This is a genomic window from Aquimarina latercula DSM 2041 (genome assembly GCF_000430645.1).
GTDB lineage: Bacteria > Bacteroidota > Bacteroidia > Flavobacteriales > Flavobacteriaceae > Aquimarina > Aquimarina latercula.
The window spans coordinates 380,301-398,964 of the sequence record NZ_AUMK01000004.1 but is presented as its reverse complement, the minus strand read 5'-3'; the positions used below and the strand labels follow the sequence as shown (position 1 = coordinate 398,964).

16 protein-coding genes are annotated in these 18,664 nt (G+C 32.1%); 1 reads left to right on the top strand and 15 read right to left on the bottom strand.

The window, feature by feature from the left end:
* Nucleotides 1-2: 2 nt before the first annotated feature.
* The 7 genes from H526_RS28420 to H526_RS0105765 all read right to left on the bottom strand — a co-directional run bounded on the left by H526_RS28420 (nt 3) and on the right by H526_RS0105765 (nt 10,146).
* A complete protein-coding gene (locus tag H526_RS28420; RefSeq protein WP_051336001.1) occupies nt 3-2,096 on the bottom strand; it encodes a hybrid sensor histidine kinase/response regulator in 2,094 nt (697 codons plus the stop codon).
* A 130-nt stretch (nt 2,097-2,226) separates the two neighbouring features.
* Nucleotides 2,227-3,243, bottom strand: a complete 1,017-nt coding sequence (locus H526_RS0105790; protein ID WP_027392124.1) for a pirin family protein — start codon at nt 3,241-3,243, stop codon at nt 2,227-2,229.
* A gap of 58 nt (nt 3,244-3,301) precedes the next feature.
* The gene (locus H526_RS0105785) at nt 3,302-4,705 is read right to left on the bottom strand and encodes an amidohydrolase family protein (protein WP_245591188.1); all 1,404 of its coding nucleotides are present in this window, start codon (nt 4,703-4,705) and stop codon (nt 3,302-3,304) included.
* Nucleotides 4,677-5,138, bottom strand: coding sequence for a DUF3291 domain-containing protein (locus tag H526_RS0105780; RefSeq protein ID WP_027392122.1), 462 nt, complete (start codon nt 5,136-5,138; stop codon nt 4,677-4,679). Before H526_RS0105780 ends, H526_RS0105785 begins: the two co-directional genes overlap by 29 nt.
* A 30-nt stretch (nt 5,139-5,168) precedes the next feature.
* Nucleotides 5,169-8,465, bottom strand: coding sequence for an amidohydrolase family protein (locus H526_RS0105775; RefSeq protein ID WP_027392121.1), 3,297 nt, complete (start codon nt 8,463-8,465; stop codon nt 5,169-5,171).
* A gap of 115 nt (nt 8,466-8,580) precedes the next feature.
* Entirely contained in the window at nt 8,581-9,159 is a 579-nt protein-coding gene (locus H526_RS0105770; protein WP_027392120.1) for a YdeI/OmpD-associated family protein, read from the bottom strand.
* A gap of 117 nt (nt 9,160-9,276) precedes the next feature.
* On the bottom strand, nt 9,277-10,146 hold the full coding sequence (locus tag H526_RS0105765) for a hypothetical protein (protein ID WP_027392119.1): 870 nt from the start codon (nt 10,144-10,146) through the stop codon (nt 9,277-9,279).
* Between the two features lie 350 nt (nt 10,147-10,496).
* Here H526_RS0105765 and H526_RS0105760 point away from each other — a divergent pair, with 350 nt between their 5' ends.
* Nucleotides 10,497-12,134, top strand: coding sequence for an ABC-F family ATP-binding cassette domain-containing protein (locus H526_RS0105760; protein ID WP_027392118.1), 1,638 nt, complete (start codon nt 10,497-10,499; stop codon nt 12,132-12,134).
* 31 nt (nt 12,135-12,165) lie between these two features.
* On the opposite strand, the gene H526_RS28415 is transcribed toward H526_RS0105760, so the two are convergent.
* The 8 genes from H526_RS28415 to H526_RS0105720 all read right to left on the bottom strand — a co-directional run bounded on the left by H526_RS28415 (nt 12,166) and on the right by H526_RS0105720 (nt 18,646).
* Nucleotides 12,166-13,296, bottom strand: a complete 1,131-nt coding sequence (locus H526_RS28415) for a glycoside hydrolase family 26 protein (RefSeq protein WP_051336000.1) — start codon at nt 13,294-13,296, stop codon at nt 12,166-12,168.
* A gap of 86 nt (nt 13,297-13,382) precedes the next feature.
* The gene (locus H526_RS0105750) at nt 13,383-13,916 is read right to left on the bottom strand and encodes a CIA30 family protein (RefSeq protein ID WP_051335999.1); all 534 of its coding nucleotides are present in this window, start codon (nt 13,914-13,916) and stop codon (nt 13,383-13,385) included.
* Nucleotides 13,917-13,937: 21 nt separating this feature from the next.
* Complete coding sequence (locus H526_RS31680; RefSeq protein ID WP_035084574.1) at nt 13,938-14,105, bottom strand: Lacal_2735 family protein; 168 nt, start codon at nt 14,103-14,105, stop codon at nt 13,938-13,940.
* Nucleotides 14,106-14,190: 85 nt separating this feature from the next.
* A complete protein-coding gene (locus H526_RS0105740; RefSeq protein ID WP_027392116.1) occupies nt 14,191-14,916 on the bottom strand; it encodes a sulfite exporter TauE/SafE family protein in 726 nt (241 codons plus the stop codon).
* Between the two features lie 29 nt (nt 14,917-14,945).
* Nucleotides 14,946-15,242 carry an ankyrin repeat domain-containing protein gene (locus tag H526_RS28405; RefSeq protein ID WP_035084572.1) on the bottom strand — a complete coding sequence of 99 codons (297 nt, stop codon included), beginning with the start codon at nt 15,240-15,242 and terminating at the stop codon, nt 14,946-14,948.
* Nucleotides 15,243-15,247: 5 nt separating this feature from the next.
* Nucleotides 15,248-16,057, bottom strand: a complete 810-nt coding sequence (locus H526_RS30635) for an arginase family protein (RefSeq protein ID WP_027392115.1) — start codon at nt 16,055-16,057, stop codon at nt 15,248-15,250.
* The gene (locus tag H526_RS0105725; protein WP_027392114.1) at nt 16,057-17,697 is read right to left on the bottom strand and encodes a M1 family metallopeptidase; all 1,641 of its coding nucleotides are present in this window, start codon (nt 17,695-17,697) and stop codon (nt 16,057-16,059) included. The genes H526_RS30635 and H526_RS0105725 overlap by 1 nt, the downstream gene beginning before the upstream one ends.
* Nucleotides 17,698-17,707: 10 nt before the next feature.
* Entirely contained in the window at nt 17,708-18,646 is a 939-nt protein-coding gene (locus tag H526_RS0105720; protein WP_027392113.1) for an alpha/beta hydrolase, read from the bottom strand.
* Between the last annotated feature and the right edge of the window lie 18 nt (nt 18,647-18,664).

Below are 18,664 nucleotides of genomic sequence, written 5' to 3'. Positions count from 1 at the left end.
TATTATGGAGTGTTAGAAGTCTTATTTCTACTTTTAAATAATGGGAAATACTTATTTAACATCGGTCTTAATATTTTTTTATCTACAGGCTTAGAAACAAAATCATCACATCCAGCATCCAAAGCTTTTTGTACATCGTCTTCTATGGAATAAGCAGTTTGAGCGATGATAGGCAAATTGGGTCTCATTTTTTTGATATAGGCGGTAGCATCATATCCATTCATAATCGGCATTTTAATATCCATAAGAACTAAATCAATATTCTCATTTTCTTCACAAATGGTTACAGCTTCTTGACCATTTTTTGCTCTATAGATTGTAAAATCATAATCGTTCATTTTGGTAAGAATTGTTTTAAGGAATAAAAAGTTAGTTTCACCATCTTCGGCGATTAATATGATATTCTTTTCTTTCTTAATGGAGTTTTTATCATCCGTCCTCTTTGTATTTGAACTATTCTTTTTGACTTGATTATATGGAACTTTTAATAAAAACGTGGTTCCTTCATGCTCCTCACTTATTACTGTAATTTGACCACCAATAAAATCAGCATTTTTTTTAGCAATAGTAAGTCCTAACCCTAATCCAATATTTTTTTCTATTAGATTTATAGAGTTTTTTGTTGGATCTAGGCTATTAATTATTTTATTTTTCTTTTTTTCTTCAATCCCAATACCAGAATCTTTAATAGAAATAGATAAAAAATCATCTATTATGGAGTACATAATATCAATAGATCCATTATCGGTATATTTAATTGCATTATCCATAAAAACGTTCAGAATCTTGTTTAGTTTTGGACGATCCATTAAAACTAAATTTTCTGAATTTGTAAGTTCACTTTTAATATTAATTTTAATATTTTTTTCTTCTGCTTTTACTTGATATTGAGAAGTTAATGTACGAAATACATCTCGAAGATCGATTTCGATTAGCCTAAGGGTAAATCTTTTAGTTTGTAATTGAGAAATTTCTAAAATGTTATCGATAATTGATAGTAATTCTTTACTATTTCCAATAATCATTTGTGTATATTTTTGTCGCTCTTTTGCACTTAAATTGTTATCATTTAAAAATTCTGAAAGTCCTATAATTCCATTCATAGGAGTTCTTATTTCTTGCGGAATATTATAGATAAAATTTGTTTTTAGGCGATTGCTTTCTTCAGCAATATCTTTTGCAATTATTAATTCTTCGGTTTTCTGTTTAATTTTATATTTTAAATACGCATTGAAAGAAGCTCCTAAAATGAACAATAATAATGTAATTAAGAATACCATTATCCAGAAAGTAGGAGTTTGATAAAAAGGGGTAACATTACTATAGTACCAATTATTTAAGATTGATTCTTTTTCTTCTTTTGTTATATTGGATAGTACTTTAGAAAAAATGTTATGTAGTGTTGTGTTAGTTTTATTAACGGCAAAACCGGGTTCATAATCTAAGTTAGTGTCCGAAGTTATTTCGATATCATTTAATTTCTTTATCCTTATATAATAATTAACCAAAGCTTTAGGTCCTATGTAAGCATCATAGACTCCAGAGTTTAATTTAATTAAACAGGTTTGTTCATCTTTTTCAGTTACAATATTAAAATTTGGATAAGTACGCTTTAAAATTTCTGTAATGGCATAATCTTCAGGTAATACAATAGTTTTATCCGTTAAACTATTAATGTTAATTCCAAAATTAGCATCCCTTCTAGTTACAATTACATGAGGGGACTTAAATAATGGGGCATAAAAGTTTAAATATGATTTTCGTTCCTTAGTTTCTTGGATTTCTAATATACATTGAACGGTATTGTTTTTTACATCGTGTATTAATTTGGGCCAATGATCATAACGTTTTTTTTGAAATTTGTAATCAATTTTCTGCTCAATCAGTTTTAAATAATCGATGAAAATACCATCAATTTCATTTTGTTCATTTACAAACTGATATGGCGGGTAATATGGATATATGGCAACAGTAATACTATCATTTTTCTCTAACCATTCTTTTTCTAAGTCATTGATAACTGTCTCTTTCGAACATGATAATGTAGATAAAAATAAAAGGAAGATTGGGAAGAAATACAGTACTTTTTTTAGCATATGAATTTACAGTTTAAATACTTAACTTTTTTCTTTCCCTTTAATAAAGATAGTATTTTAATAGTAGTTTTAAAAGGATACTACTTTTAAAACTATAGTTGTAAAGGTGTAAAGTATTGCTTTTGAGTACTTAAGAGTCTTTAATAATTTGACTTCCATCAGGATACAAGGCAAAACGTCCTTTAGACCTATTATGTACATGATCATAGCTAGGCCAAGGCCATTTACCAAATTGAGTTTGTTGGTATTCTATAATGGCTTCTCTAATTTCTTGCTGACTATTCATTACGAAAGGACCTTGTTTAACAACAGGTTCACTAATTGGTTTTCCTTGAAGAAGTAATAAATGAGATTCTTTATTTCCGTTATTTATTGTCAAATCTTTATTTGCGATGGTAACAAGTTCATGATTTACTGGGATTTTATATCCATCACTTTCAATTTCATTTCCTTTAAAAAAGAAAATAGAACGATTTATTCCTTCTGATGCCTTCTTAAATGTGTATTGGGCATTCGGTGCCATTTTTATAGTAGCTATTAAAACTTCGTTTTCTGAATTGGATGCCCAAGAATTCGGAGCTGGATCTGCAGCATTTTGATTTTCTATTTTTCCAGAAATTAAGGTTATTTCTGTTGTCCTTTCATGTTCATCAGCGATATTTAATTTGGGTATTTCTTCACTCCAAAGCATTTTAAAATGTGGGGCTACCATTTTTTTACTTTTAGGAAGATTAAGCCAAATTTGGAATAGTAAAAAGGGGTTTTCCTCTTCGGAATTTAATAGAGGGAACATTTCAGAATGTTGCACACCTCTACCAGCAGTCATCCATTGCACATCGCCATTACCGAAACGTCCAGCTGCTCCTAAAGAATCGGAATGGTCAACGAGTCCTTTTTGTACAATTGTTATAGTTTCAAATCCGCGATGTGGGTGCGCAGGAAAACCAGGTACTTTACTACCGTGATACATTCTCCAACCATCTTTGATAATAAAATCTTGCCCAATATTTCTTCCTTCTAGAGAAGCATTTGGACCTAATTCTTCATTTCCTTTAGGGTATTGATCTTCATGATAAGCACAGAATAAAAATGGATCTGGAGTTTCCCAGGTAAATCCTAATGGTTTTATTTTTTTGATTGCATCCATAAATAGTTGTTTTTCTGGACCTAAAAAAAATCAGATATATTATTATGAGTTAATCAAGTTACATGTTTTTAGGATCATAAACTTTATTTCCTTTAATAACCTTATAAATATCTTTAGTATTCTTAATATTTTGTATCGGGTTACTATTAAGAATAACTAAATCAGAAACTTTTCCAATTTTAATTGTACCAGAAACTTCATTTTTTTTAAGATAATGAGATCCGTGATATGCTGAGGTCTGTATTGCTTCTAAAGGGGTTAAACCGGCTGATACCATTGCTTCTAGTTCTTTATGTAATGAAATTCCAGAATATGTGTAGGAGTTAAAAGCACCACTATCCGAACCTGCCAAAAGTTTTACATCAGCATCTTGCAGGGATTTAGTTAAACCTTTAAAAAAGGTATTTAATTCTTTTCTTGATTTTTTAGATTCATCAGATGCCGTTAATGCACGTTTGATTCTACCTTCATAGGTTTTAATAATTCCTTTCCCTATAATTTTTAGATAAGGATCATTACTATGATCTACTTCATCCAGATAACTTAGGATGTCTCCGATGTGTAATGTCGGAACAACATAAGTGTTCGCTTTCTTTAGATCATTAAATGTTTGTTGAGCAATTGAATCATTATAACTTATGATTAAATCATCCATAGCATCCCAAAAACTTAATTCTTTACGAATAATGGCCTGAGTGATTTCGGATTCTTGAGAAGAGCACCCTTTTAAGACATAATATAAATGTTCAATTGCTCCGATACCAGAATTTACAGCTTCATTAAGCTCTACTGTAAACGGCATGTGACCTGAAGATATGATGCCTCTAGCCGAGGCTTGTTTTAATATTTCTAAATAATTCTCTCTAGAAATTTTACTATCATATATTTTTACAAAATCTGAAGGGATTTTTTCTAAAGAATCCAATGCTTTGGTAATATCTTCTGATGATTCTATATGTAAAGAACCTGCCCAAGTGGCATTTGATCCATCTAGCTTAGGACCAGAAGTATAGATAGTTGGTCCAACCAATGTGTTATCACTTATTTCTTTTCTCCATTTTAAAATTTCTAATGTTAAGTCTCCACCTGCATCTCTTACAGTTGTTATTCCATTAGCAATAAATAGGGGAAGTAAATTCCTGTTTTCTTCTACCAAAGAATCTCCTCCTCTAAGGTGAATATGATTATCCCAAAATCCAGGTAGAAGGTATTTATTCGTTCCGTCTACTTTGTTTTTTGCTCTATAGGTGTCAACACTATCTAATAACGTTATTTTTATTATTTTTCCATTATTGATAAATACAGTTTTAGTTGTAATATTTCCATTTTCAATCTCTACCAGATTTATATTAGAAATTACAATATCGTAATGTTTTTTTTCCTTTTTAGAGCAACTTAAAGTGCTTAGAAGTGTAATTACACATAAGGCTATTTTATAGTTTTTGATAATTGATAGCATCATCTTTTGTGAATTTACTTTTAAATGAGAATGCATACGGAGTTTCTCCGTGCTCTTGTAAATAGTATAGTCTTTCTTTAGCTTCTTCTGGAGAAGGCTCGTGACCATTTTCTACGTACCAAAATGCCATATGCATTCTAGGCATTTTATGAAACCACTCTTTTTTCCTTTTTAATATTGCTACATGATCTGATTTATACGTAAAGCTAAATAGTGCGTCCATGCTTTCCCAAACGGACATATTGATGATCAAAAAAAGATTGTCAAAAACTGTTAATGCAGTCGCATTTCCTTCGTCACCCTTTAATCTCCATACAAAACCATCACTTTGTTCGGCTAATTCATTGATACGATCTAAATTATTTACAAAATCAGCCATAATAGGATCATTAATAGGGGCTAACATTTCAGCAATATTTACCTGTGCTAATTGCATATTTTTTGTTTTTGATTGTCTATTTTCTTTTTAATTATGACCTAGATGACACCCGCAACCTGGTTTCATAAAACTCTGAGCCGTTTCGTGCCAAGGAAAAGCTTTGTTAGATTTAGAATTTTCCCACCAAAATTTCGTTCTTTCTTTTGTTGTATTTCCAATTTCATTCATGGTTTCTGTGTCATATAATCTTCCATTAACCATAGTATATTTTACTGTTTCTGTATTTCGAATATTTTCTAAAGGGTTTTTATCTAGAACGATTAAATCCGCTAGTTTTCCTTCTTTAAGCGATCCTATATCATTACCTGCACCGATATAATTAGCACCATTTATGGTTGCAGCTTGCAATGCTTGCATATTGGTCATACCACCTTGTTGAAGCATCCATAGTTCCCAATGAGCTCCAAGACCTTGTAATTGACCGTGAGCTCCTAAATTAACTTTGACACCTTCATTGGTCAATTTTGTCGCAGTTTTAGAAACCAAAATATGTCCATTTTCATATTCTTCATCGGGAACCATTGTTCTATGACGAGATCTAGCATCTACGATAGATCTTGGTGTGTATTTTAATAATTTTTCATTTTCCCAAATATTACCTTTTTGGTAGAAGAAATATTCTCCATTCATTCCTCCGTAGTTTACAATTAATGTGGGTGTATATCCAGTTTTACTAGTTTTCCATAATTCATATACATCCTTATAAACTGGCGCTACTGGTATATTATGCTCTACACCTGTATGTCCATCCATGATCATACTCATATTGTGGTAAAAAGTAGAACCTCCTTCGGGAACGACATTAATTTCTAATTCACGAGCGGCTTGCATAACCTGCTGCCTCTGATCCCTTCTAGGTTGATTATAACTTTTTACGGATTTAGCTCCAAAAGCTTTTGTTCGACGAATGGAAGATCTGGCATCTTCGAGATTATTTACAACTGCTTTAAAATCCCCGTCCGCACCATATAATATAAAACCAGTAGAGTAGAGTCTAGGTCCCACCATTTTTCCACTTTTTAGTAGTTCCGAAATACTGAAAACAGTTTCCGTATTTGCAGAAGGGTCATGAGCAGTTGTTACCCCAAAAGCTAAATTAGCATATAGTTGCCAATGCTTCTGCGTCGTTAATCCATACCTAAATGCTCCAACGTGTGCGTGTGCATCTACGATACCAGGCATAATTGTTTTTCCTCTAACGTCGAATACTTTTGCATTTTGTGGAATGCTAATATTACTTGTTTTTCCAATCTTTTCTATCGTATTTCCATTTATGATAATAGTTCCTTCCTCAATTACATTGTCACCTTCCATAGTGATGATATGTGCATTAGTGAAGGCAATTTTTCCGGTTGGAGCATCTGTTTTTGTAATTAAACCAATAGGAGTCCCATTGCTGGTTATTTCTCCTACTTTTTCTGGAGAGTTTGGTAAGAAGATAAACCTATCTTTAATATTATTTGAAAAATATTCATCTCCTAGTGTCCAGAATATTTGTTTACTGTCTTTAGACCAATGTAAGTTGATACCAGCGTCTTTAGAAATTTGTGACACGGGTACTAAGGTTGATTTATTGTCTAAGTCAATTGTTTTTCCATTAATAACTAGAGGAGCTATATAGGCTTTATGCAAATTTGTAAATGCGATCCATTTATTATCAGGACTCGGAACTAATCGGTTGGCGTATTTTGATTTTATATGCGATTTTTTATCTTGTCCATTAAGATCTACTGATTTCAATTCTTTCGTTAGACTTCCAAAGTAAGTTCCTCCTGTTTGATAGAAAATACGTTTTCCATCTTTCGTAAAAGTTGGATATTCTCCTTCTCTTAAAACCAATTTCGAATTACTTCCGGAAGAAGACATGGTATAAATACCAGTTTTTTTACTAAAACTTCTTCCTTGGTCATTATTTCCTCCTTCTTTTCGATATGTAATTAAACTACCAGAAGGGTTATATGAAGGAGTTCTGTAGATACCTTTTCCGGATGTTAGTTTTATAGGAGTTCCTCCAGTAATTGGAATTTTACAAATAGCACCTAATGTTTCATCATTCCAGGTTACAAATACTATGTTTCCACCATCAGGAGAAAAACTTGGCTCGAACTCAAAATCAGTATTCTGCGTTGTTAATCGCTGTGGTTTTCCTTTAGGTAATTTTTTACTCCATAGATGCCCCAAAGCACTAAATATTAATGTTTTTTTATCAGGAGAGGTAACAGCATGACGAATAACTTTAGCGGTAAATTCTTTTGGAGATACTGGGGAATTAAAATGTACAGTTTCGGCTATTTTTAGAGTAGCATCTGCAGTAAAAGGGATATTAGTTACATTAGAGTTCTCCACATTTATTTTATGAATTTTTCCTGCTGACCAAAATATAATCTCTTGGTTATTTGGCATCCAACTAAAATTGGGGTAAACCCCAAAAATTGCCCAAGCTTCTTGTTGATCTTTATTTAATTGATCATAAATGGGCCATTCTTCACCAGTTTCTAAATCATGGATATATAATACTGTCTTAGTTCGTACTCGTTTTACAAATGCTAGTTTTTTTCCATCTCTTGAAATTTGTGGTCTTGCAGCTCCTCCAGGACCACCAGTTATTCTTGTGGTTTTTCCAGTTTCAAAATCGTATCGTTTGATTACATAAATCTGTTTATTTGGATCCTTGTTGTATTGAAAAAAACCGCCAGGATAAACGTCTTCACTATAGTACATATATTTTCCATCAGATGAAATACTAGGTTCGTTTACGTCTTGTTGATCATTCTTTCTTTTCGTTAGTTGTACTCCAGATCCTCCCGTAATATGATATTGCCACATTTCTCCAGCTCCTAAAGACCGTTGTGATGTAAAGTGTTTTCTAGCAACGATATAATTACCATCTGGCATCCAATAGGCATTATTTAGTAATCGGAATTTTTCTTTAGTTATTTGCTTGGGATTGCTTCCATCCAAATTCATTGTCCAAATATTATCTCCACCACCTGCATCACTAGTAAAAGATATTTTTGATCCATCTGGACTAAAACGAGGCTGTACTTCAAAAGGAATTCCTGTACGTAAGGTTTTGGCTTTTCCTCCCGTTATAGGAATGCTATAAATATCTCCCATAAGGTCAAAAACAATAGTTTTTCCGTCGGGACTTACATCTAGATTCATCCAGGTACCCTCATCAGTCGTAAAACTATGATCTTTATAATTAAACTGACCATTAGGATTAGAAACATCCCATTTATCTTCTTTTTTGTCTTTTTGTGCTTGGGTATTAAATATTAGAAACAGCCCTAAGAATAGGGTAGTTATGATGTGTTTGTGCATGGTATTTGATTTATCTGAATCGAAAATAATGAATTAGACAACAAAATGTCTTAAAGTGTTGTTAATGGAATGTAGGGAATCATGGGATCAAAAGTGGTATTTCTTAGTATTTGGTTTATCTACCACCATCTCTAGTTTTGATATTAGCTTTACAAAATTTGATAATTTCCAAAATCCTTTTATCTCTAGTTTCTTGACGTTTGGCTTGATTTAGCCAGTAAAGGTAACTTTTTCGATAACTTCGGGCAAAGTTAGAATAGTTGGTGTATGCTATTTTATTAGTATTAAATGCTTTTTGTAAATCCTCTGGGATGACTCCATTTTCTACATTATCTAATGCTGTCCAAGATCCATTTTCTTTTGCAATACTAATAGATTTTAGACCACTATCCTGCATTAAATTGTTTTTGATCAATTCCATGATATATGTTTTGTTTACTTTACTCCAAACACTTTTAGGTTTTCTAGGACAGAAATACTGTCTTCTTTTTTCATTATCGAGTTTTTTTACCGTAGAATCAATCCATCCATAGCAGAGTGCTACTTTTACAGCTTCTTCCCAACGCATACTTGGTTGTTTGCTTTCTACTTTATAAAAAATCAAATATATTCCTTCAGAACTTGTATGATTTTCATGAAGCCAACGACGCCATTCTTGATCATTTTTAAAGTATAGTTCTGGTTTGGTAATCATGAGATTGGTAGGGTTTTAATTTTAAACGGAAAGTTACTAATTTTAGTGAAATAAAAGACCCATTATACATTAACATAAATGTACAATGGGTTTCACTATTTTGTGTAATATGTTCGTCTAATAGAATCTAGTGTAGGCTCTAAAAGACCCACTACTAGTTGGTCGTGTTCTTTTTACTTGTCTCTCAGTATTTGTAGAAGTATAGTAATAGTAATACCAGTATCCATTCGGTAAGTCTACCTGATATTTTAATACCCATTTCCAATCGCTAAAAGGCCAAGAAGCTGTGTTTTCCCAAGCATAAAATTGTAATCTGGTTAATCCACAAACTACGTTAGTACGCGTATACGTATCATCTAATTCTTTCCAATCACCACCATAATAAGAATTACGTGTTAATGAAGTCCATAATCCATTATCGCAGAAGCGTATATCTGTTGGTGTTGATACAACAGGAACTCCACCACAATAAATATTTCTAAAATCAGTAGCTCCTATATCATAGCAAGCTTTTTGGTCTATAGCTTCTGCGTAATTTGGATCTTTGATCTCTAATAAAGCACCATTTTTTTCAATATTTCTACCAGATTGTTCTAATTCTAAACCTTTCGCTGTTTTTGCTACGCGTTCTGGTACGGACACAGAATTAGATGTCAATGCAATAAAAAGATTAAAAGGAGATTGTTCTATGCTATGCAGACTTTCTTCAGCATTTTTAGAAGCATTTCCGTATAATGTCTCTGCTACAATCATTTCATCTTCATCACCTAATGCAATAAAATGATATTCGTGCCCATCTTTTTGAATTTTTGCTACCTCATAAGAAGTTTCACTTAATTCATCTAAGTATGCAGCATTTTTGGTAGGAGTTTCCTGTAACTCCTGTAATTGTTCATCTTGTAACTCATCTTCTTTGTTTTCACAAGCTACAAACACAATACCAAAGGTACATGCAATGGCAAGTGTTTTAAAAATTGATTTTTTCATAATTATTGGTTTTAAGAGTATTTAATTAATGAAAGGCTTCCGGAATTGTCTTTCTGAAAACAAAATTAGTATGTAAGTGGTTGTTTTACAATGAGTAAATAGCTATTTATGAGTAGTTGTTACCCCGATATTTTTAGGGTTATTTTCCCTTGTTGGCTGGTGGTTTATAGTTAGATTTCCATTAATATTAATTAATATGCCTAATTATTAAGGTTATATGGATTTCTATAGTTCTATCTTTTTTTTCAATTTGTAATAATGATAAAGTAGGTAGTAGAAATTGATATTCATATAATTTCTTTGTAGTGACCTGCTTTTTTATAGTTTTGCACCTTTAAAAATATGATAATATGATTTCTGTTGATGGAATTGCTGTAGAGTTTAGTGGTGAGACATTATTTAGTAATGTTTCTTTTGTGATTAATGAAAATGATAAGATTGCCCTAATGGGTAAAAATGGAGCAGGTAAATCTACTATGATGAAGATTATTGCAGGTGTACAGAAAGCTACCAGAGGAAATGTACGTTGTCCCAAAGAAGCTGTGATAGCTTATTTACCACAGCATTTGTTAACAGATGATGATTGTACAGTGTTTGAAGAAGCGTCTAAAGCGTTTGGTCAAATTCATGATATGCAGCATCAAATGGATCAATTGAACAAAGAATTAGAAACTCGTACAGATTATGATTCGGATGAATATATGGGAATCATCCAAAAAGTTACAGATCTTGGAGAAAAATTTTATGCAATAGAAGAGGTAAATTATGATGCAGAAGTAGAAAAGGCATTACAAGGACTAGGTTTTAGGAGAGAAGATTTTACAAGGCCAACTAGTGAATTTAGCGGCGGATGGAGAATGCGAATTGAGCTTGCTAAAATATTATTGCAAAAACCAGATCTTATATTATTAGATGAACCTACGAATCACGTGGATATAGAATCTGTGATATGGTTAGAAGATTTCTTACTCAATAAGGCGAAGGCAGTTATTGTGATTTCTCATGATAAGGCATTTATAGATAATATAACCAATAGAACAATAGAGGTTACTATGGGAAGAATCTATGATTATAAGGCTAATTATACGCATTATCTTCAGTTAAGAGAAGAAAGACGTTCTCACCAATTAAAGGCATATCAGGAACAACAAAAATTTATAGCTGATACAAAACAATTTATAGAAAGGTTTAAAGGAACGTATTCTAAAACAAATCAGGTAAATTCTAGAGAACGTATGCTGGAGAAACTTGATATTATAGAAATAGATGAAATAGACACTTCTTCATTGAAACTAAGATTTCCACCATCTGCACGTTCTGGAGACTATCCTGTTATAGCTAAAGAACTATCCAAGAAATATGATGATCATGTAGTTTTTAAAGATGCCAGTATGTCTATTGCGAGAGGAGAAAAAGTTTCTTTCGTAGGTAGAAATGGTGAAGGAAAATCTACTATGATCAAAGCAATTATGGGAGAAATTGATTTTGAAGGTCAATGTGATCTAGGACATAATGCTAAAGTTGGATATTTTGCTCAAAACCAGGCATCATTATTGGATCCAAACCTTACTGTTTTTCAGACTGTCGATGAAGTTGCAAAAGGAGATGTAAGAACACAAATTAAGAATATATTAGGTCAGTTTATGTTTAGTGGCGATCATATTGATAAAAAGGTGGGTGTACTCTCTGGAGGAGAAAGAACTAGATTGGCAATGGTTAAGTTACTTTTAGAACCTGTAAATGTTCTTATTTTAGATGAGCCAACGAATCATTTAGATATACGATCCAAAGATGTTCTTAAGGAAGCACTGTTAAATTTTGATGGGACATTGATATTGGTGTCGCATGATCGAGATTTTTTAAGAGGATTATCTAATAAGGTGTTTGAATTTAAAAATAAAAGAGTAATTGAGCATTTCGAAACTATTGATGCTTTCTTAGAGAGAAATAGAATGGAGAGTTTAAAAGAAATAGATTTAAAAGCATAACTTCTTAGAATCAATATAAAATGATATTTTTTTATTTGGTTTCGCTACTTAATAAAATGGTCTCTTTTTCTACAAAATCTCTAAAATTATTAACTGAGGGGTGCGTTAAAAAAGGAACGTGAAAAAAGGAAGGTGTATCATTACGCCATACCATAGCATACGAAATACTGCTACTGCGAATTGCTTTATAAAGACTTTCTGTCCACCAAGTATCTTGAGTTATATTAGTTAATCCCGTTTCCGTAAGTGCAAAAAGACGATTTTTGTCAGTTGCGATACTTTCTACTATTTGTAAATTATTTAGCGAGTTTTGTAAAAACCTCCCATTCATAAAGTCATATACGTCAACACCAAACATATCTACATAGGCATCACCAGGATAGTTTCTCATATACTCTGAAGCGTCTGAGACCCAATTGGGAGAATATATATAAATCAAATTATGAACGTTTAAGTCTTCTGACAGAATGGTAACTGTATCTCTAAATAGTTGAATATACTCTTGTGTAGTTCTAAAGCCTTCGCCCCAATAAAAGAAATCACCATTCATTTCATGCCAAGGTCTAAATAATACCGGTATTGGTTTTCCTTCTGAATCTTTTAAATTTTTAAAAAGAGTAGCTGCTTTTCTTAAAGACTCTAAAAAAAGGTCTCTAAATTCTCCACCTTCTAGCATGTCTTGGACTACAGTATCTCTTCGATCAAAACCTTGGATATGGCTTGGATTTACTGCGTGCCAACTCATTGTGATAATACTTCCATTTTCATGCGCCTCTACTACCGCATTAGTAAATTTTTCTATAAAATTGTCAATCACTAAGGTGTTTTGAAGCGATATAAGTTCTAAGTCAAAACCAGCAATCGCTGGATGATCATTAGCAACTTCAAAAAAATCATTATCAAGTTTATCAGGCATGGGAAAATTGTTGCCTGTTCCGAAAGCTTCTTGTCTTCCAAAAGCAATTCCTTTTTGTGTAGAAGAAATTAATCTAGTATATAAATCCTTTGCTTCTTGACATAAATCAGCGTCAGCGAAAATACCATTGTGCGCAATTACTGGAGGATTTCTTTCGGCATTTGGGTCATATAGAATTTGGTCATCTGTAGAACAGCTAAAAAATACTAGAATGTTAAAAAAAAGAATCCCAAAGCCTTTATTCATATTTTTTCTCAATCAGTCGTGTAAAAAGTGATATCATTACAGATGAAGTTGTTGAAAGTGAAATGAATAGAAGAGTTAGTGGTTGTTTATTTTAATTCTATTATATCAATTACTAGTTCGAATTTTTCTTCTTTTTTGTTGCCAATCAGAAAAGCAACTTCTTGCATTTGTTCAGTTTGATAATTAGGAAGATCTAATTTTCTTCCTCTAAATGCCGGATACATTTCGGATAATGAGATTTCAATAGTTTGCCATTCACCGGTAGTCTCAAAAATTGCTATGTAAGAATATCGATCATTAGAATTAGTTTTAGCTCTAAACTGATATGTAGTTGGATCTCCTTTTAGTCTGATTATGGCCTTAGTATATCCTTGTACTTTTAAAGTTTCAAAACGATACCGAACCAATGAAAATCCACCATTGTTTTCTAAAGAAACAGTACCAGAAAAAACAGCATTTCCGTCAGGATTAATTTCTAGAGTACTATTAGATACACCACCCATAATGACATCATTTACTATGGTCCAATTTGATAAATCGCTATTTTTATTAAAATCAAAAATAAGTAAAGAAGATGTCATTAAAAGAGTAAATATATATGATGTTATATGACTGATCATTTTTGCTTTAAAACGTTTGTATTACTCAGAAAGTTGTTCTATTCGTTTTAAAATTTCCTCGGCTTCAGCTTGTTTGTTATCACTTGCCTTACGATTCGTGTGGGAAAGTTTATAGGATTCTTCCATTAACAAGCGGTACTTTTTTTGAAGTTGTTCTTTCTCTGATTTTTTCTTAAATAATGTAAACATAGCTAACCTTTTCTTATAAAGGTAATGCATAAGGCTTTAAACATATGAGAAAGTTATCTTAAATAACATGGATATGGGATTTAAATTATCGAAATAGAATTACGATTCCTCCGATAGCTGTCATGATCAAAATAAACTTTCGATACTGATGATCTTTAAAAAGTTTCACCACTTTTAGCCCAATTATAAACCCTAGTATAACTCCTGGGATTAAATATAAATCAGTAAATATTGATTGGTAGGTAATCGTTTTCCAACTAAAAATATGAAAAGGTAACTTGATTAAATTGATTATAAAGAATAACCACGCAGCGGTTCCGATAAATTCATTTTTTGGAATGCGCATGGCAAGAAAAAATATGTTCGCAAATGCACCTGCCAAATTCCCAATCATTGTAGTAAATCCAGCTAAGAAACCAGTTGATCCAGCGAACCAAATAGCGGTTGGGATATTTTTCTTTTCATAACGTTCCCAAAGAAACATAATAATAACACTTATGATTATGATAATTGCCATTCCTTTTTTAAAAACATCTTCGCTAAGATCTTTTCCAACAAACACAGCAACCAATACGCCAGCGATCATCCAAGGAAGAAATTTGATAAGGTATTTCCATTGAGCGTGTCTATTATAATATATAACAGCGAGTATATCCGCAAAAATTAAAAGAGGTAACACAATACCGGTTGAAGCTTTAGCTCCGTGAACTAATACCATTAATGTAACAATAAGAACTCCCATTCCTTTTAATCCAGATTTAGACATCCCGAGTATAATGGCAGCTATAAATGATATAATATATGCGGTCATTTATTAAGAATTGACTTTTAGGTGTTAATTTATGGCTTTAGATAAGGTTGTAATAAGTTTATAGCCTTTTGATCTTGCTTTTCGGTTGCTACTGACAATGCAGTATCTCCACTAAACCCTTCTTTAGCGTGTACATCTGCGTTATTTTTTAATAAAAACCTAGCAATGTCAAGATTTCCAAACCTAAGACTTTCGATAAGTGGTGTTGTCATAGCTTCCGGATGTTGGTAATTAATATCAACTCCTATTTTGACGTAGTATTTCACCAATTCTAGATCACCTGTTTGCGATGCTAATAGCATATCTTTCCAATTACCTCCTGACATAGTTTTTAGGTATTCATTAATAAATTAATAATTTTTTCAATAGGGTGTAATTCAGAAATATCTGTGGTAATTGATTCTAGAACACTACTACCAACGATAGTGAAATTTTCTTGTAATGCTTTTATGCAAGTTTCAGATTCTGAAATGGTAACACCATCAGCTACCTGATAATATGTTTTACTATAATCATTGGGTTCTAGACAATCAAAATCAAAGTGTATATATAGTTTTGTAATATTTTTTGATTGTAAAGTTTCGATCAAATTTGTAATATTTATATTTTTTGGGGCATAAATTTCTCCCTTATCAATTCTACTTTGTTCTGTGTCATCAATATCTCTTAAGCCGACATAATGTATTTGCGACGCTTTAATTGTAGAAAATAATAGAGGGTTCATATGATCAGATCCTTCTCCTAATAATGTTCTTAATGGCATACCATGAAAGTTACAGCTAGGGGAGTCACAAGGTTTATTTATATCGGCATGTGCATCAAACCAAATTACACCTAGATTAGGATATTTTTGATTAAGGTAAGAGACAGGAACAATTTCTAATCCACAATCCCCACCAATGGTTTTGATTGTGTTTGGTTGTGTTTGGTTAATTTGTGTTTTTAGATAAGTCAATTGATCTGTGATTGCATCATAATTATTAATATGATGTTTTCTTTCTCCATTTTTTCCAGCTGCTATTTTTGATAATGGGATATGAACAAATTCTGGATCATTAAGATACTCTAAGATGGCTTTTGCTCCATCTTCTATATTTTTACCGGTTCCAGACCCTTGCCATTGAGGAAAATAAATTTTCATTATATAGATTTGGTATTTATATAAAAATTAGGATCGATTACAATTTCATTTGTTTTTACTTTTAGCGTTTGCCACTTTGTATTTGGCTGTACCCATTGATCTTTTCCGTTTATTTTTAAACGCACGGGCATATCAAAATCTTCAACAATATCAATATATCTGTATTTTAATCCATTATCGTCAAAACTATATTCTAAAGTAGGTATTCTTGTATCTCTTAAATATTGATTAAAAAAAGCTGTTAGGTCAATGTTGGTTTTTTCACTTAGATAATCTTCAATTTGTTTCGTAGTAACGGTTTGATGGTAAAAATCTTTATTTAATCCTCTTAAAATAGATCTCCATTTTTCATCATCTTCTATTAGTTGACGTAAGGTGTGCAACATATTAGCTCCTTTATAATACATATCACTAGATCCTTCGTTATTTACGTGATATCTTCCAATAATTGGCTTATCATTTCTAATTCCTTGACGTGTACCTATTACATATTCGGAAGAAGCTTGTTTACCATAGTGATAATCCAAAAATAGGTTTTCTGAATACGCAGTAAAACTTTCATGAATCCACATATCGGCGATATCTTTATAGGTAATATTATTAGCAAACCATTCATGACCGGATTCGTGTATAATAATGAAATCAAATTTTAATCCCCAACCAGTACCAGATAAATCATTGCCTAAGTAGCCATTTACGTACTTATTTCCGTAGGTTACAGAACTCTGATGTTCCATACCTAAATATGGAGCTTCTACTAATTTAAAACTATCTTCATAAAAAGGGTATGGTCCAAACCAATGCTCAAAAGATTTCATCATTTTTGGAGCATCTTTAAATTGTTTTTTGGCATCTTCAAGATTATCCCTTAATACGTAGTAATCCATGTCAAGATTGCCTTTTTCTCCATCATATTGTTCTCCAAAATGTACGTAATCACCAATATTGATATTTACACCGTAATTATTGATAGGGTTTTGCACAAACCAATGAAATGTTTTAGTATTGGGCGTGCGCTCTTCTACTTTACGAAGTCTTCCATTACCCACATTCATTAACCCTTTTGGAACGGTAACACTTACTAACATACTATCTACTTCATCATACATATGATCTTTATTAGGCCACCAGACACTCGCTCCTAATCCTTGACAAGAGGAAGAAACAAAGTGTTTTCCGTTACTGTCTTTTTTCCACGAAATTCCTCCATCCCAAGGTGCACGAACGGCTTCCTTTGGATTACCACTGTAATAAACATCTATCGAATTGACGCTTCCTTTTATTTGTTTTTTGGAAAGTGTAACGAAATGGGCATTCTCTTCAGAGGTTACTTTTAGTTCTTTTCCATCTTGTATTACTTTTTCTATAACTAATGGTGGTTGAAGATCTACTTGTAGTACATTGTGGTTTTCTAATACTTTATAATGAATTGTATTTTTTCCTTTTATTAATTTTTTATCAGGATTTACTGATATGTCCAAATGATAATAGGTGAGGTCCCACCAAGCGCGTTCTGGAGTAATAGAACCTCTTAAAGAATCTTGTCTTGTAAATTTTTGATGCTCATCAAAAAGTGAGGTTTGCGAGAATATTGGTGATAGTCCGCAAACAATATAGACCGTAAAGAAAAACTTATTCATTTTGTTTAATTTATTGTAATAAAAATTCTAGTGGAATATGTATTCTGTTATTCCAACTCCTTTCATCATGCGCGGCACCTTCAAATTTTTTAGTAATCCAATTTTCACCTTTGGTATATCCTTTATCTATCATCATTTGATCTACCTGTTTTTGATAGGGTTCATATTGGGCATCTAACGTTTCTGTTCCAAAATCAAAATATATTTTATGAGTTGTAGGATCTGGAAGGGTAGAAGGTAGGGTTTTTATATATGCTTCTCCTAAAACAGGAACCGGCCAATGCGTTGATACACATCCTGCTGCACCAAAGACTTCGGGATATTTGCAGATCGCATACAATGAAATTAATCCTCCCATAGATGATCCCATTATACTAGTGTTTTCCATCTTAGTATAAACATTATATGTTTTGTCGATAAAAGGCTTTAATTCTTCTACTAAAAATTTCAGATATTGATCAGAATACAAATCATCAAAACCTGTATTTTGTTTTAAAGCAGCTTTCACTTCTGCACTACTGGTTGCTTCAGAAGGAGCTTTAGGCATATATTCAGAAAACCGTTTTTTTACCGTATTCCAAGGAGCAACAACGATCGTGTTTTTAATCTTTGAGATCTTAATCAAACTATCAACAGCTTCATCAACACCCCAATCAATGCCTGTATATGATGTTTTTGAGTTAAAAACATTTTGTCCATCATGCATATATAATACATTGTATTTCTTTTTGGAATTAGCATCATATCCATCCGGAAGAAATACTTCTACATTTCTTGGGATTACGTGTTCTGATTTAAAATTTTCATGTATTATAACCTTTCCTTTTGTTTCAGAAGGGAATAATGAGGCAATATCATTGGATATGAATGTTTTCTCTTTGAAAGATTCTTGTTTGCAAGAAATTATACAAAGAAGTGCAAAAACAGCTATAATCTTTAAGGTTTTCATGAATTGTGTGGTTAAATT